Here is a 16,958-nt window from a genome sequence, read left to right as displayed (position 1 = left end):
CGCTTTTAGTTTAAGGCGTAATTTTTTTCAAACATTTGCAGTAAAGTATCCAAATATTTACAAGATAGATACAAATCAGCAGTCTTTCCTTAAAATATTGTACTAATTTAGTGGCTACTACCATGGCGATCAATGCGAAATTCACCTTTACCCGATTAAGCTATCACAGCGGCGATTGGGATACCGACCAGCGCATGCCCGTAAATGTGCTGAACTCGCTGCTGGAATATACCACCATCCCTTTCGACCCGAAGGAAAAAGTGATCGCGCTGGATAGCAATGATATTTTTTTAGCGCCTTTTTGCTACCTGAGCGGGCACAAGCTGGTACAGTTTGATACCAAAGAACGCGAGAACTTTAAAAAGTACGTGCAGAACGGCGGCTTTGTTTTTGTGGATGATTGCAACCACGATATCGACGGGCTGTTCGCCAAATCGTTCGAAGCGCAGATGGACGCTTTGTTCGGACATGGCTCGCTGAAAAAGATACCCAACAATCATCCCATCTATAACTGTTTTTTTAAATTCGATAAACCGCCCAATACCGTTTTTGAACTAAACGGCTGGGGCGACGACCTGATACACGATTACCTGAAAGCCATTGAAATAAACGGCCGTATAGCCGTGCTTTACAGCAATAAGGACTACGGCTGCGAGTGGGATTATGATTTTAGGAACAAACGCTTTATGGCCGAAGATAACACCAAGTTTGCCGTAAATATTGTGGTATACGCGATGGGGAGTTAGGCATCTACTCTTCGTCATTGCAACTTTACCTATAAAACTAAAAACGCAGCTCCTGTATACAGAAACTGCGTTATCGGTGGTCCCGACGAGAATCGAACTCATATCTAGAGTTTAGGAAACTCCTATTCTATCCGTTGAACTACGGGACCTTTTTGTATTTCGAATTTCGGATCTTCAATTTCGAATTTGCGCACCCGACCTTCTTGTGAATTGCAAAAGTGCAAATTATTGATGAATGTGGAAAATGCATTTATACATTTACCTATTTGCGCATCTGCACATTAGCGAACTACCGATCCATTAGGCATCCAATTGATGGGCGATACAAAGTTCAACTTGCCTTCGGCGTTCTCGCTCATCAGAATCATGCCTTGCGACAGGATGCCTTTGATCTCGCGCGGTTCCAGGTTCACCAATATGCTTACCTGCTGGCCGATAATGCCTTCAGGCTCGTAATGTTCGGCTATGCCCGATACTACGGTACGCTGATCGATACCGGTATCGATAGTTAGTTTTAGCAATTTTTTGGTTTTTGCCACCTTTTCGGCTGCCAATATGGTACCTACGCGTACATCCATAGCGGCAAACTGATCAAAGCTGATGTTTTCCTTTGCAGGGATAACGGCCTGTTCGGCAGGTTGTGCCGGGCCTTCAATAGCTTCTTTTTTGGCAATAAGTTTCTGCATCTGACGCTCTATTAGCTCGTCTTCTATTTTTTCAAATGGTAATTCCGCCGGGTTTAACTGATGCCCATTCTTGAAAAATATTCCTTCGTCAAAAGTTATTACATCCTTAGGCCAATTCAACATGTGTAATATTTTTTTGGCCGCCCCCGGTAAGAATGGCTGTAAGCAACATGCCAGGTGCCCTACAAGCAACAATCCATTGTGTAGTGCCAATTTCGCATCTTCAGGATTAGTTTTAACAGTTATCCAAGGCTCTTTCTCGGTAAGATAGCGATTGCCTAAACGAGCAATCTCCATCATAGTTTGCTGTGCCTGGCGGAATTTATAGCTTTCAAAACTGCGCTCAATCTCATCGTACAAACGTCCTAATTCGTTGTTCAGGTTTTCATCCTGCAAAGTAATGGTAGCTGTTTCTGCCTCAACTTTACCACCGTAAAATTTATGCATCAGTATCATTATCCGGTGCACAAAATTACCCAGGATGGCTACCAATTCGTTGTTTACACGCGCCTGGTAATCTTTCCAGGTAAATTCGCTGTCGGCAGTTTCGGGTGCTATGGCTGTAAGGTAATAGCGCAGCTCGTCAACTTTACCAGGCAGGTCTTCGAGGTACTCGTGCATCTCGATGCTCCATCCGCGGCTGGTGCTCATCTTATCGCCTTCGAGGTTCATAAACTCGTTGGCAGGTACGTTATCGGGTACAATAAATTCGCCGTGCGCGTGCAGCATCACCGGGAACACGATGCAATGGAAAACAATATTATCCTTACCGATAAAATGCACCAGCTTGGTTTCTTTGTCCTGCCAGTAAGTTTTCCAATCTTTATTGTTATCAATTGCCCATTGTTTGGTTGCCGATATATAGCCTATAGGTGCATCAAACCATACGTATAGTACTTTACCATCGGCGCCTTGTACAGGTACTTTAATACCCCAGTCCAGATCGCGGGTAACAGCGCGCGGATGCAAACCGCCGTCTATCCAGCTTTTGCACTGGCCGTATACGGTTGTACGCCAATCGCCGGCATGGCCTTTCAATATCCATTCTTTCAACCAATCTTCATACTTATCCAAAGGCAAATACCAGTGTTTGGTTGGCTTTAAAACGGGCTTGTTGCCGCTTAGGGTTGATCGCGGGTTGATCAGTTCTTCCGGACTTAACGATGTACCGCACTTCTCGCACTGATCGCCATAGGCATTCTCGTTACCGCAATTCGGGCAGGTACCAATAATATAACGGTCGGCTAAAAAAGCCTGGGCACGCTCATCGTAATATTGTTCCGATTCGCGCTCAACAAAAATACCTTTATCATTCAGATTGGTAAAAAAATCCTGGGCGGTTTGGTGATGAATAGGCTCGCTGGTACGATGATAAATATCAAACGAAATACCGATCTCTTCAAAGCATTTTTTTATCAATGCATTATATTTATCAATGATAGCACGGGGCGTAGTGTGCTCCTTCATGGCCTGGTTGGCTATGGCGGTACCGTGCTCATCGCTACCGCAAACAAATACTACTTCGCGCTTTTTTAAGCGCAGGTAACGGGCGTACAGGTCGGCAGGGATATATGCACCCGCCAGGTGGCCAATATGCTTGGGGCCGTTGGCATAAGGCAGCGCGGCTGTAATGGTGTATCGTTTATAAGCTTGCGTTTCCAAATTATTTTAAGCGTATTTTTATAATTCGGCAAAGATACGGATTTTGAATAGTCCGAAAGACCGGATGACCGAAAGTCAGAAAGATTTAAAATAGTAAAAATAATTTTCGGGATATTTCTTGCAGACTTACGGACTTTTCCGACTTTCGGACTAACAACCAAATACATGACTCCACCTTACCTGAAAAAAGGCGACAAGATCGCCATTACCTGCCCTGCTAAGAAACTCCCTAAACCTATGACCGATGCTGTTACACTACTGCAAAGCTGGGGGCTCGAAGTGGTTATAGGCGAAACCCTGAATGCCGAATACCACCAGTTTGCCGGGGATGACGATCTGCGCGCGCGCGATATGCAGCGTTTTTTGGATGATGACAATATCAAGGCCATTATTGCTGCCCGCGGCGGGTATGGCACTGTACGGATAATTGACAAACTTGATTTCACCCGCTTTGTTCAACATCCAAAATGGCTTGTCGGTTTTAGTGATATCACTGTTTTACATGCCCATATCTGTGCCAATTATAGCATACAAACTATTCATGGGCAAATGCCGGTTAATGTATGGGATGCGACACCTGCATCTTTGGAAACCCTGCGAAAAAGCCTTTTTGGTGAAGAGGTTAAATATGAGGTGGATGTATACCCGTTAAATCGCAAAGGCGAGGCAAGCGGGGTGCTGGTTGGCGGCAACTTAAGCTTGCTGATATCGGTATCAGGATCTGTTTCGGATTATGATTACGACGGTAAAATATTGTTCCTGGAAGATGTAGGCGAGTACCTATATTCGATAGACCGCATGATGCGTGCATTAAAACGGGCAGGCAAACTTAAAAACCTGGCGGGCCTGATTATTGGTGGTTTTACCGAATGCAAGGATAACGATATCCCATTCGGCCAAACAGCCGAAGAAATTATTGCGGAAGTAGTTAAAGAATACCATTACCCGGTTTGCTTTAACTTTCCGGCCGGGCATATACCGGATAACCGGGCGCTGGTATTTGGCAAAATAATTAACCTGAAGGTCGAACAAAATAAAACTTACGCATATTATATATAATCATGGCAATGTTATCAAACTTAGGCAATTACCGCAATTTCGGTCTGCTTGTTATGCGGGTGGGCCTCGGCATCATGTTTATTTTACATGGTTATCCCATTCTGCTGGGCGGCGCCGAAAAATGGGCGGCTATTGGTTCGGCAACAAAATATGCGGGTATCCATTTTTTGCCGACCTTTTGGGGGTTAATGGCGGCCTGCACCGAAACCTTTGGTGGTTTTTTGTTAGTGATAGGTTTAGCGTTCAGGCCTGTATGCCTGCTTTTATTATGTACGCTAATAGTTGCGGCATTAATGCACTTCGGCACCGGAGGAGGGTTAGACCAGGCCGCACATGCAATAGAAGATGCTGTTGTTTTTGCTGGTTTAATGTTTGTTGGGCCAGGGAAGTATAGTGTAGATAAGAAGTAAGAAAGCCCGGCAAATACCGGGCCTTTGTGACGTTAAAAATTTTTAAATCTGGGGAGGGCCATTAAAATCAAAAAAAGTTACATACACCCATAATAGCGTGCCCGGAACCCCTCCATTATGATCCCAAGTGCCCGAGTATGGAGCAGATACCGAAACACCACCAACTTGTATATCGACAATATTGCCGCTCGATCCGCCATAATTATCTCCGTATACTTCGTAAGAAACTCCATTAGCATAAATGCTACCGATATCCCAGGTTGTGGGGCTCTTCTTTGAAAACACCCTATGGGGGCTTTTAGAAGGCTTTACTAAAACACCCGCAGGTGATTTGTGAACTGACTTGAACGCATGCAATGATGGAATAATTAAACACAACAGAACTGCGATAAATAATAATTTTTTCATAGCCTTAAAAGTTTAAGTGATTAATATTATTACTTAAATATAATTACTAAAACCACTGTAAATCAAAATAATAACATTAACTTATGTCAATAAGATATGTTAATATCGTTAGTCGTCCAAATAATCACGACTTACTTTAAACAAAAAGGCTCCCCGAAAATCCGGAGAGCCTTTTTTACTTCTTGGTTGTTAACTACAAATTATCTCGATTTTTTGTAGGTCCAAACTTCATCCCAAGTGGTACGAACCTGGTTTGCAGACACTAACGCACCACCAACCATATTGTATTTGATCGTTATTTTACCATTTTCGTAGGCATTTACGGTTCCGCTTGGATCCAGCTGGGCGTAGCGGCCGTTGCCGGCAGGCTGGCCGTAATGGTTAGTAACAGCAGTTATTTTATCATTTGCCAGGTTAAATGTAAGCACCGGCATAAATGAGCCGTACGCACTTGCACCGGTACCCGTATTGAATACAATACCATAGCCCTGCGCATAACCGGCACTATAGTTGTCGTACACATCGCAGGTATTGGCAGAAGTGGTTCTTAACTCGTATTGGTATGGCGTAACCCCAACCAGAGTTGAAAGTGTATTTACTTCAGCGAAAGCAGGATTAGTTATATCTACCATTGTGCCGGATATCGTATAAACACCATCGTATTTGTTTTTGATAGCTATCGTTGCCAGTATAGTATCCAAACCGGCCTTTTGAGTTAAGCCACCGGTGTTAGTAACAGCATACGCTATGGCATATTGTTTTGAAAGGTCAACTTTGCTGCCGTCGATATTGAAAACAACGTTTTTCGCGAAATCGCCAGGTCCAAAAGTAAATGTCAGGCTGGTTGCGCTTGCGGTTACCCCTGGTGCAGACGCCACCGTATATAGTGTTGATGGCATTGCCGAGTAAGGGGTGCTATGAGCCGCAAGGTAAGCAGTTGTGATGTCGGTAAGCACAACCGTATTAGTCCCTTGCAAAACAGTGCTGCTTGCTGCATCTCTTCTAACACTAAACATGGTCACCGGTTTAACGGTGGTGAAAGGCGAAAAAAACTGGTTATAAACCTTGGCTTCGGTTATCCTTACATATGAGGGGCCCGCGTCGCCGGTTTGGTTGCCTGTGTATTTGTCTTTAACGCAAGCGTTTAACAAAACCATAACCGAGCAGCTCAGTAACAGGCATTTTAAAAAATTCTTTTTCATAATATCTTTTATTTAAAATTTCTTTACTCAATTATTGATCCCACCAAACTCTCGAATCCTGCTTATCACCACCGGTGTACCTTGCAGCTGCCGCGGAAGCATTCACACCATTGGTGCTATACTCGGCTGCGGTATAAGTAAAGCGGCTAACAATCAGTTTCGGGTTATTTGTAGCACCTGTACCAGGTTTAATGCCAAGCGGATTATTGGCAAATGCTGTTCCGGTAGTACCGCCATCGCGTGTTGTAGTTGTTAAGCGGTAGATATCCCAGCCCATAAACCCGTCAGGATAACTGGCCAGGTACCTTTGCTGAATAATTTGCTGGAAAGTAGGTACAGCTGCACCTGATGCGTTTACGTTCGTCATGTACGTCACGCTTGGATCTGCCAGTCCCCACTGCTCAAATGACTGAACGATACCTGCCTGGTAGGTTGTGGCATAGGTTTCGGTTGTCCATCCAAGAGCAACTGCATGTGCGCGGGCCAGTAATGATTCAGATGCGCTGATCATAGTCAATGTACTGGTAGGCGTACGTTTATCCGCACGTAAAACCATGGCCCAGTTTGGATTAGCGGTTGTGAAAATAACGGTAGAAGTACGATCGCCGCCCGGAGGGATACCTACGTTTGATGATACCGTACCGCCCGATACGTTGTTCGGGTCGTTAAAAGCACCACCATATACTGTTGCCCTTGCATCGCTTAAGCTTCCTAATAAATCGGTCATGGTTTTGCTTTCGGCATAATCCGTTCTACCATCGTACAGGTTGAACAAAGGATCTTTATAAGTGCCGGATGGGTAAGTTAGCGCAAAATTATCAGTATTAGTGGTAATGCTTCCACCTGCATCGGCAAGCGCAGCTTTAAACTGAGTAGCTGCAAAATCAGATGATGTAGGCATTTTTTTCGACATCTGTAACGATATCAGCATACGCAAAGAGTTGGTAAACTTTTTCCACTTACTTACATCTCCACCATATATCACATCGCCAGATAGTGCCGAACCATCAAATTTGGCTTCGGCGGCAGTTAAACTGGCCAGCATGCTGGTGTAAATGCTTTGCTGGGTATCATACGCCGGGTTGGTATATGCCAAACCTTTTAGGGCCTGGCTGTACGGCACATCTCCCCAGGCATCGGTGATATGCCAGAAGATGTATTGCTGCAATACCGTCGCGGCTGCTACCATGTTATTGCTTGGGTTGAGATTAATGATATTTTGCAAATCGTACAAAATACCGCTGTACTCACCAATAAAAGCGTACTGCGGAAGTGAATACAATGACACTGCCGGATACTGTGTTTCGGCAAAGTATTGCGAATACTGGGCGCCATTAATCGCTTCAAGCTGGGTGGAGGCATACAACGGTAAGGTTAATTCGACGTTGGTTAACAGAGCCGACGGGATCGGTACCGTAGTAGCAGATGGATCGACATTGGTATTACCAAAATCGCTCGGTTTTTTACAACCCGCAACACCCCAAATGAGTACTGTTGAGAGTGTATATAAAAATATTTTTTTCATGTTGTGTCTCTTTTAAATTATTCTTTCGTTCTCAGATGATCAAAAACCTACTTTTAAGTTAAAACCAATGCCCCTTGTTCCAGGCAATTGTCCGGACTCGCCCGATACTGAAGATATCTGCGATGGGTCAAAATCTTTAGTTTTTGCATAAATTAACAACAGGTCTGTTCCCTCGATCTGGAAGCTTGCGTTTCTCACATATTTTGAGATACCTAACTTTTTAACCGGGATGCGATAGCTTAAACCGGCCTCACGCAGTTTGATAAAAGTTAAGTCGTACACAAACTCATCACCGGTTTTGTTATTGTAGTTGTTTTGATAATAAGTGTATGCATCAACATAATAGCTAACTGGTTTGCCGGTTGTAGCATCAACGCCAACTGTGTGAACGCCACCACCGTTTGCAACAGGGTCACGTACAGGTACGCCTTTATCATTTAAGGCAGCAGTACGCGCAGTTAAACCGCTATATGAACCCCAGAAATCAGATAATGAAGAGAATTTACCACCTACCTGGCCATCGATGTTTACGTTAAGTGTGAAATCTTTAAATATGGTAAAGCTGTTTTGTACACCACCTGTGTGCTTTGGAAGCGCGCTGCCAAAGGCAGTTTTAGGATTATTGGTATAAAAACCGCTCGAGTTTAAAATAGCATCGCCATTGGCGTTACGGGCTATACCGTTACCATATATCTGGCCCCAGGGCATGCCTTGTACCTGGTATAAACCTGGTATCTGGCTGTAGGTGTTGTTGTTAACCAAAATGGCACCAATGCCGTATTGGTTGCTGATCTCGTCAACATAATCCCTTAACAGGTTTGAGTAGGTGGCGGTAATTGTCCACGAGAAGTTTTTGATTCTAACAGGTGTACCTGCCAATACAAAATCGATACCTTTTTTAGTGATCTTACCAAAGTTTGTTAAAATACTGGTGAAACCGCTGGCGGCATTTACCGTCACCGAACCAGGTAAGCCCTCGGTGCTGCCATCCCAGTAAGTAGTGGTAAACTGGATACGGTCGTTCAGGAAGCTAAAGTCAGCGCCTATCTCCTTCTCTGTGGTTACAGCACCGTGTATGGTTGCGTCAACATAAGTATCCGGTGTTTGCATTAACAGGTTGCTGCCATTGAATTTTTGTGCCGAAACACCGTAAGCGGCGCCAGGGTACCTTCCAAAACCAAAAGTGGTACCAGAACCCAGGGCTTGCGGCACCTGTCCATAAGTTGCACGTATTTTACCTAAGGTTAACCAGCTCGACTGGCTTTTCAACAGATCGCTGAACACGAATGATAAGCCGATCGATTTTGATAATACCGAGTTGTTTGAAACCGGCAAAGTTGAAAACCAATCGTTACGTACGGTACCATTTAAAGTCAACATGTTTTTGTAACCAACTGATGCCGTTGCAAAAAGAGCATTATATTTTTCTTTCTGACGGGTATTGCCAATTGTTGGTGCATCTACGGAGTTGTTTATGGTAAAAAGATCGGGGATGCTCAAACCATTGTTGGTATTGGCCGACATATCGGCATAATTATATGAAAAACTATCGCTACCTGCATTTACACCAACCGTAAAATCCTTTATAGTTTTATTATAAGTAACTAAAAACTCATAGTTTTCGCGGTTAGAGTAGGTGTTTGATGTTCCGTAGTAACCTTTGTTCCTGCTTTCGTTACCGGTAGTTTGTACACCGCTTTGTGCTAACTCAGATGCGAAAGTGGTGCTGGCATAAGTGGTGTTTTGTTGCTTACGGTAGGTAAACTTAAAGCTCAAATCGTTGTTAAGTTTATAAGATAACGAAACGTTGCCGTATAACCTGTCCCGGTTGTTTGCCTGGTTAACCAAATCCTGGTAAGTATAAAAGTTATACCAGTAGTTACCTGCGTAAAAAGCATTCGGGTTGTTTGGATCATAGGTGTTAGGATCAGCGTGGTTCCAGCTTGCGTAAATACCGTTAGGCGTACGCAAACCTCTCAGCTCTTTCATGATACTCATATCCAGATCGCGGTGAAACCATTGGTTAAACGAACCTGAAGTTTGGTTGCTGTAAGCATCGTTTACCAAACCATTTTGTTTTTGGGTAAGGTAAGTAATGTTTGCAGCTAAAGTAAAGTGCTTGTTTAAGTTAATGCTGGTGTTTAAGTTAAGAGATGTCTTTCTTAAATCCTGATCAGGTACTATACCTTTTACTATTTGATTACCAAAGCTAAAACGGATATTGTAATCGTCGCTTGCTTTACTCACAGCTATGGTGTTATCATAATTTACACCTGTTTGATAAAAATCGCGTGCGTTGTTGGGGTTGGGTGTTAATGAAGCTGTTTTGTATGAGTATTGTGTACCAGGGTACCAGGCATACCATGGAATATATTCCTGGCCTGTCATTTTAGGTCCCCAGCTGCTATCATCGCTGTAATCGGGGTAATATTTGCCGCTCAGAGCCTGCCATGCGGTCGGATCACCGGCTTTCCACACATACTGTGTTAAATCCGGGTTGTTGCCACCAGCATAAGTATTTTGGTAGTTAGGCAAAACATACGCCATGTCGTATTTTGCACCCAAATTTAAATCGACATTCAAGCCGTCGCCTTTTTTCCCTTTTTTGGTGGTCATTACGATAGCTCCGTAAGCACCTTGCGAGCCAAATAAAGCTCCTGCTGCAGCACCCTGTAATACCGAAACGTCTTCAATATCATCAAGGTTGATGTCGTTAGAGTTGGGTAAAATAGTCCCGTCTACAACATAGATAGCGCCGTTACCTGCGCCAAAACCTGTTGCACCACGAAGCCTTACTTCTGTTTGGCGGTCTAAATCGCCTGCCGATTGGCTGCGTACCTGGATACCGGCAACTTTACCGGCCAATGCATTATTGATGTTTGGCTGGCGAATTGTATTCAACTCTTCAGAACTAACACTCTGTGCCGAGTTAGAATTGGTGCGCTGATTTGTTTTGATACCGAACGCGCTGGTTACCTCAACTTCGGCGAGGGCTTTGCTTGATACTTCGAGCGTGGCGTTTACCACCGAACCTGTAATAGGTTTTTCAATAGTACCGTAACCAATAAAACCAAATACTAAAATTTTTCCGGATTCCGGAACTCTGATAGAGTATTTTCCGTCGGCGCCGGTAATAACACCTAAAGAGGTGCCTTTTACCTTAACGCTAACACCAGGGATGGGGCCGCCATCCTCTTTAGCGATAACCGTACCGGTCACAGTACGGCTCTGTGCAAATACCTGGGCTATACCAAGCCACAGGAAACACAAACTTACGAGTAGAAGTTTTTTCATTTCGTTAATAAATAAGATCAGTTAATAGTTAATTAATTATAAAAGTAACGTTACGATTTTGAAATAGCAAGGAAATTACAAAAACAATGTGCGATAATCACCAAAAAAGCTCGATTATAACCTATAACCATTTGTAATACAGCGGAATGTTTTTTGCCAAAAACTTCATAAAAGCCGTGATAAATATGATAATGATAATATGAAATGGTTTTTTTGAGAAAATTACATTTTATATAAGTGATTTTTTGAGAAGTAGTAAAAATTAAAATTATTTACACTTTTTTAGTACTATGTATTGCATAATACAATCCAAAGCATATATCTTTGTATTATGATTGTAGAAAACACACAAACGCAAATGCGAAAGGGGATATTAGAGTATTGCATACTCTCGATCATATCCAAAGGCGAAACCTACGCATCAGATATAATTGCCGAATTAAAAAAGGCCAGACTGCTTGTAGTTGAAGGGACTTTATACCCTTTACTGACACGGCTAAAAAACAACGGGTTGCTTAGTTACAACTGGGTCGAATCCACATCCGGCCCCCCAAGGAAATATTACGTGCTATCGGCCGAGGGACGTGTCGTACTCGAGCAGTTAGATACAACCTGGGCCGAGCTGTCGTTCGCCGTGCAAACTGCTTTGGAGGGCCGAAACACTATTAATCTTAAAAAAGATATCTGATCAGGATCAAACCACAACATCATAAAAGAAATCATGAATAAAACTATCATCATCAATATAAACGGAACGGTATTTCATATCGAAGAAGATGCCTACGAGGTATTGAAAAGCTATATGACCGATGTTAAGCGCCACTTTGCAAATGCCGAAGACAGCCTTGAGATCACGACCGACATTGAAAACCGCATTGCCGAAATGTTTACCGAAATACTGGCCGGCGAAGCTAAACAGGTAATTGTTACCGCCGATGTAACCAGGGTTATATCGCAAATGGGCACAGTTGAAGATTTTGAAACCTCGGCTGCAGATCCGGATAGCATTTTCGCGCGGCATCAAAACACAGCCAGCGCACGCAAGCTTTTTCGCGACCCGGACGACCACCTCATCAGCGGCGTATGTGCCGGTATCGGCAATTATTTTGATATCGATACCGTTTGGGTACGCCTGGCATTTGGCTTAGCTTTTGTTTTATGGGGCAGCGGCCTGCTGCTATACATTATATTATGGATAATTGTGCCTAAAGCAGTAACCCGCGCCGATAAAATGGCCATGAAAGGCGAAAAACTCGATTTGCAAGGTTTTAAAAAGAACTTTGAAGAGGAACTGAAAACCGTACAGCACTCTGTGAGGAACGCCCACGCCGAAGTGAGGCCCTTTGTTTACCAGTTCCGCGATTTTATAAGCGATTTTTTTCATCATCTGGGGATGTTTTTGGGCGGCACAGGCAGGCTCCTTCTTAAACTGTTCGGTATATTTATCCTGGCTGTTTGCCTCGGTTTGATGATCGCATCGCTCGTAGGCTTTATTGTGCTGATGGTTTACGGCAACGATGTTTACCATATATTCCCTTTCAGCGTACTCAACTATGGCTACAGCGGCATATTGTACGTAGGCATTTTTGCCCTGGTGCTCATCCCGTTACTGGCCATTGCCTTATTAACTATAAGAGTGATATTTAACGGAAATACCCTGGGCCGCTCAACTGCTTATACTATGCTTATCATCTGGGTAGGGGCATTAAGCATTGTTATTTATTACTCGGCTAAAATAGCTAACCAGTTTAGAGAAGAGGCGTCGTTCAGCCAAACCATTACTTTAAAACCCGCTGCCCAGAATGTTTATCACTTGCAGTTAAACGATGTAAAGTATCTCACCAAGGATGACAGCGTTGAACTGGACATTGGCTCGAAATTTAATGGCCGTGTTATACTCGACAATAACTACAACGATAGAATGTACAACAATGTACACATCAACATTGAGCAAAGTGATGTGAAACAGGTTGTCTTGGTCGAATCATTCAGCGGGAAAGGCAGCCATTACGAGGATGCCTTAAAAAATGCTCAAAACGCAGTGTACAATTTTGTTCAAAAGGACTCGGTGCTGATCTTCGATCGCAAAGTAACCTTGCTGAAAAACAAATTGTGGCGCGACCAGCAAGTTAAGTTAACCCTCAAGGTACCTTACGGCACCGAATTGGTCATCGACGAAAAATTAAACTACCTGATTGATAACTACGCTGATATTGACGAATGCAAGAGGTTAAACAAAAGCCCTGAGTGGGTATCGGCACCGTTTATTATGGAAAACAATAAGCTGCAATGCAAGGTTGATACACTTTCGCAACCTGCAATAGCAATACCACCTGCAAAATAAAACAGCTATGAAACACGCTTTAGTTTTTTGTATGATGATCTTCACTTTCAATGGTGCAGGCATCAAAACTCCAAATACATACAGCGTATCAAACAATAGGCAACTCTGCGGCCTGGGGATAAATCCCGGGCTGCGCGCTTATTGCCTGAAAAAAACAAAAAAAGAAAAACTTCGCTGCATTGCAGGGCTTGGCTGTATATCAACCGCTTTTAAAAACTCGCTGCATTTTATTGATAGCAGTATTTTGAACCAACTGGTACCTTTTTTTAAATAAAATTAAAAATTGGTGTAACCAAAGCCACCTAACTTGCATCTTACTACCAAACGCCCGGTAAATATGATGAGTGCAACCCCCACCTCCTGCATCGGGAGTAACAAATAATTATTAACTAACATTTATAATTAAAAAAGAAGGCGATTTCTTTTAATGGGATTTTTATTGACAATTTTTTATCACAATTATATCATATATGAAACCACTTTACATTAAAATACTGATACTGCTCACCGCTACCGCCTGCCTGGTAGTTACAGCCGCATTAGCGCAAACGCCCGCCAAGCCAGCATATAAAGTAAGCGGCTCGGTTGTCGATGAAACCGGCAAAGGCGCGCCCTTTGCAACTGTAGCTTTATTAAAGGCTAAAGATTCATCACTGGTTAAAGGCGCCATTACTAACGATATCGGCGCTTACAACTTCGACCATGTGGCCACCGGTACCTATATTGTACGCGCTACCGTGGTTGGTTATGCCAAAAGCTACAGCAAACCTACCGTAGTTAATGCAGGCGCGCCTGAAGTTAGCGTGCCTGCACTAAGACTCGCCAGCACATCAAAAGTGCTCAAAGGCGTCGAAATTACCTCAACCAAACCCCTGGTTGAGCGCAAACTCGACCGTATGGTAATGAACGTTGAGAACAGCGTACTGGCTGCCGGCAACGATGCTATGGAGATATTGGAACGTGCTCCGGGCGTTACGGTTGATAAAGACGATAACATCAGCGTTAAAGGCAAACAAGGCGTCACCGTAATGATAAACGACAAGTTGACGCACTTATCATCGGCACAACTGGCTACCCTGTTACATTCTACCGATGGCAGCACGATCAAGTCGATCGAGATCATTACCAACCCTTCGGCTAAGTACGATGCTGCGGGTACTTCGGGTATCATCAATATCGTACTGAAAAAGAACAGCTCTGTCGGCACTAACGGTACCATAACTGCAACAGGCGGATACGGCGCCTATCCCAAAGGCAACGCCACGCTATCTATCAATCATAAAGAGGGCAACCTCAACTTTTATGGCTCATACAATATAGGCGGCAGGCAAAACTCAAACGATATTTATATCGACCGGCTCATCGATACCTCTGGCAAACAAACCTATTTTACACAGCATACATTTATGCCATCGAGCAGGTATAACAACACTTATCGTTTAGGTGTTGATTATGATATGGGTAAAAAGAATAGCATAGGCCTTTTGTTTAGCGGTTATTATAATGGCGAAAACGACAGAAACGTTAACAATACTTCAATCGGTTCAAAACCGGGCCTTACCGATTCGCTGCAAAACACCACGTCGACCATCAGTCAAACCTATCATAATTATGAGTTTGACCTGAACGATAAATTCCGCATCGACAGCTTAGGCCAGGAGATCAACTTTGATGTTGATTATACCAACTTTACCAACACCAACAACGCGCTGTATAACAACTATTACCTGTTTGCCAACGAAAGCCAGCAGCACCCGCCGCTTATCCAGCGCAACCAATCGCCATCAAACATCGAGATCAATACCGAAAAGATCGATTATACCCTGCCTTTCCATAAAACCATGAAATTTGAAGCCGGGCTAAAATCCAGCTATGTTAAAACCGATAACAACCTGCAGGCCCAGCTACAAAACAGCGGTGGCGCTTTTGTGAACGATACCACACGCACCAACCACTTTATCTATAAAGAAACCGTAACCGCTGCTTATGTTAACCTGAGCAGGGTATACAAAAAAACACAGGTACAGATAGGTTTAAGGGCCGAAAACACCCATTCTATCGGTAACTCGCTTACTACCAAACAAATTGTCGACAGAACATATACTGATCTTTTCCCGAGCGTATTTATCAACCACAGCTTATCAGCTAACCATGAGATCGGCTTTTCGTACAGCCGCCGCATCGACAGGCCGCAATACGATAACCTTAACCCTTTCCAATACAATTTAGACCAGTACACCTACGAAAAAGGCAACCCTTTTTTAAACCCGCAGTATACCAACTCGTTCGAAGTTGATTATACTTATAAGCACACCATCAACGTAAGTTTGAACTATAGCCATACCTACGATGTGATCACGCAGATCATCCTGCCCGATAACGCCCGGAAGTCGACCTATCAAACCACCCTCAACTTAAACACACAGGATGTTTACAATATCAACATCAACGTGCCTTATACCTTTACCAAGTGGTGGAGCGGTAATGCAAACTTAAACGCCAACTACTTACTGATAAAGAGCAAGGCATTGCTTGGCGCCGACCTGGATGCCGGTGCACCTGCGGCGCAGTTCAGGGCGACCCAAAGCTTGCAGCTGAACAAAACATTAAGGGCCGAGATTTCGACAGGCTACCAGTCGCCACAAACCTATGCGGTTTTAAAACTAAAAGCGCAATACTGGACAGATATGGGCATAAGCCAGGCATTGTTCAATAAAAAAGCCAGCGTTAAGTTTTCGGTGAGCGATGTGTTTAACACCCGCAAAAACGCCGCGACCAGCCTGTACCAAAGCCTCAACTTTGCGTTTCACCAAAAGAACGAAACCCAGATTGCGCGCCTGACCTTTACCTATAACTTTGGTAATTCAAAAATTAAGGCCCGACAGCACCAAACCGGTGCCGAAAGCGAAAAAGGCCGGGTGAATACCGGGAACTAATTTTTAATGTGCAAATGTGAGGATGTGCAGATATGCAAATTCTCTCAAAGCAATCCCCGACTTGCAGAGTCATCAAGGGATTGCTTTTTTGCTTATAGCCCTCGGCTTCAAACATGTTTCTACTCCATACAATCACAAATGACTAATGAACCAGTGAACCAAACACATGGGTATTTATGGGTATTTTTGCAAAGTTTTTAACTAAATCCCCGTTTCTGAAGCCCCAGGGCCACATTCCCATTTTCAGCACCCATCAAACACATGGGTATCACATGGGTATTCATGGGTATACCCATGTCTCATCGCCATAACAAATCAATGACTTAATGACTAATGAACTAATGACAAACAAGGGGGAAATTGTAAGAAATTTTTCAAAGAAATTGCTGGTCTTTGCTCCTTGATCCTTATTCTTTGCTCCGACCCAAAGCAGCAATAAAACTTATAAATATACTAAAATGATGGCGTTTTCACAAGCAAATTGGGTTGAAACCACGACTTATTCTCACCGCCATGTCATTGAGAGGAAGAGCGCGCTGAAAGCAGCGATGGCATAAGATAAAATATAGCGCGACATTTTATACGTTTTGGAACCCTCGTAAAGTTTAGTTGCCAAAGTACACAGAGTGGATTGGTTAGGCTTGAAAGGAAGTGGAGTCTGGCGCCCCAATTAAAACTCTCGCGAA

The 16,958-nt window shown here is 43.5% G+C and carries 12 protein-coding genes and 1 tRNA gene; 7 read left to right on the top strand and 6 right to left on the bottom strand.

Features of this window, described 5'->3' with window-relative positions:
• Positions 1 to 110 precede the first annotated feature (110 nt).
• Positions 111 to 746, top strand: a complete 636-nt coding sequence (locus BEL04_RS11445) for a DUF4159 domain-containing protein (RefSeq protein ID WP_254659563.1) — start codon at positions 111 to 113, stop codon at positions 744 to 746.
• Positions 747 to 823: 77 nt separating this feature from the next.
• On the opposite strand, the gene BEL04_RS11440 is transcribed toward BEL04_RS11445, so the two are convergent.
• Both BEL04_RS11440 and metG read right to left on the bottom strand, forming a co-directional pair.
• Positions 824 to 895 (bottom strand) — tRNA-Arg (locus tag BEL04_RS11440).
• A gap of 132 nt (positions 896 to 1,027) precedes the next feature.
• Positions 1,028 to 3,094, bottom strand: a complete 2,067-nt coding sequence (gene metG / locus BEL04_RS11435; RefSeq protein ID WP_066003871.1) for a methionine--tRNA ligase — start codon at positions 3,092 to 3,094, stop codon at positions 1,028 to 1,030.
• A 165-nt stretch (positions 3,095 to 3,259) separates the two neighbouring features.
• Between metG and BEL04_RS11430 the strand changes: the two genes are divergently transcribed.
• Positions 3,260 to 4,153: an LD-carboxypeptidase gene (locus tag BEL04_RS11430; protein WP_066003869.1), complete on the top strand. Its 894-nt coding sequence runs from the start codon at positions 3,260 to 3,262 to the stop codon at positions 4,151 to 4,153.
• A gap of 2 nt (positions 4,154 to 4,155) precedes the next feature.
• A complete protein-coding gene (locus BEL04_RS11425) occupies positions 4,156 to 4,563 on the top strand; it encodes a DoxX family protein (protein ID WP_066003868.1) in 408 nt (135 codons plus the stop codon).
• 42 nt (positions 4,564 to 4,605) lie between these two features.
• Here BEL04_RS11425 and BEL04_RS11420 read toward each other — a convergent pair whose 3' ends face one another.
• The 4 genes from BEL04_RS11420 to BEL04_RS11405 all read right to left on the bottom strand — a co-directional run bounded on the left by BEL04_RS11420 (position 4,606) and on the right by BEL04_RS11405 (position 10,992).
• A complete protein-coding gene (locus BEL04_RS11420; RefSeq protein ID WP_066003867.1) occupies positions 4,606 to 4,971 on the bottom strand; it encodes a hypothetical protein in 366 nt (121 codons plus the stop codon).
• 200 nt (positions 4,972 to 5,171) lie between these two features.
• Positions 5,172 to 6,173, bottom strand: a complete 1,002-nt coding sequence (locus BEL04_RS11415; RefSeq protein ID WP_066003866.1) for a hypothetical protein — start codon at positions 6,171 to 6,173, stop codon at positions 5,172 to 5,174.
• Between the two features lie 31 nt (positions 6,174 to 6,204).
• Positions 6,205 to 7,698 (bottom strand): SusD/RagB family nutrient-binding outer membrane lipoprotein, encoded by a 1,494-nt coding sequence (locus tag BEL04_RS11410; protein WP_066003864.1) that lies wholly within the window; start codon positions 7,696 to 7,698, stop codon positions 6,205 to 6,207.
• A 39-nt stretch (positions 7,699 to 7,737) separates the two neighbouring features.
• Positions 7,738 to 10,992, bottom strand: coding sequence for a SusC/RagA family TonB-linked outer membrane protein (locus tag BEL04_RS11405; protein WP_083227890.1), 3,255 nt, complete (start codon positions 10,990 to 10,992; stop codon positions 7,738 to 7,740).
• A 331-nt stretch (positions 10,993 to 11,323) separates the two neighbouring features.
• On the opposite strand from BEL04_RS11405, the gene BEL04_RS11400 reads away from it, so the two are divergent.
• The 4 genes from BEL04_RS11400 to BEL04_RS11385 all read left to right on the top strand — a co-directional run bounded on the left by BEL04_RS11400 (position 11,324) and on the right by BEL04_RS11385 (position 16,272).
• Positions 11,324 to 11,680 carry a PadR family transcriptional regulator gene (locus BEL04_RS11400; protein ID WP_066003856.1) on the top strand — a complete coding sequence of 119 codons (357 nt, stop codon included), beginning with the start codon at positions 11,324 to 11,326 and terminating at the stop codon, positions 11,678 to 11,680.
• Between the two features lie 33 nt (positions 11,681 to 11,713).
• Positions 11,714 to 13,336 carry a PspC domain-containing protein gene (locus BEL04_RS11395; protein WP_066003853.1) on the top strand — a complete coding sequence of 541 codons (1,623 nt, stop codon included), beginning with the start codon at positions 11,714 to 11,716 and terminating at the stop codon, positions 13,334 to 13,336.
• A gap of 7 nt (positions 13,337 to 13,343) precedes the next feature.
• Entirely contained in the window at positions 13,344 to 13,610 is a 267-nt protein-coding gene (locus BEL04_RS24300; protein WP_175404063.1) for a hypothetical protein, read from the top strand.
• A gap of 196 nt (positions 13,611 to 13,806) precedes the next feature.
• The gene (locus tag BEL04_RS11385) at positions 13,807 to 16,272 is read left to right on the top strand and encodes an outer membrane beta-barrel family protein (RefSeq protein ID WP_066003844.1); all 2,466 of its coding nucleotides are present in this window, start codon (positions 13,807 to 13,809) and stop codon (positions 16,270 to 16,272) included.
• The last annotated feature ends 686 nt before the right edge of the window (positions 16,273 to 16,958 follow it).

This window comes from Mucilaginibacter sp. PPCGB 2223 (assembly GCF_001705515.1).
Classification (GTDB): Bacteria; Bacteroidota; Bacteroidia; order Sphingobacteriales; family Sphingobacteriaceae; genus Mucilaginibacter.
The sequence above is the reverse complement of the archived record's forward strand: the minus strand, read 5'-3'. Positions and strand labels throughout refer to the sequence as shown.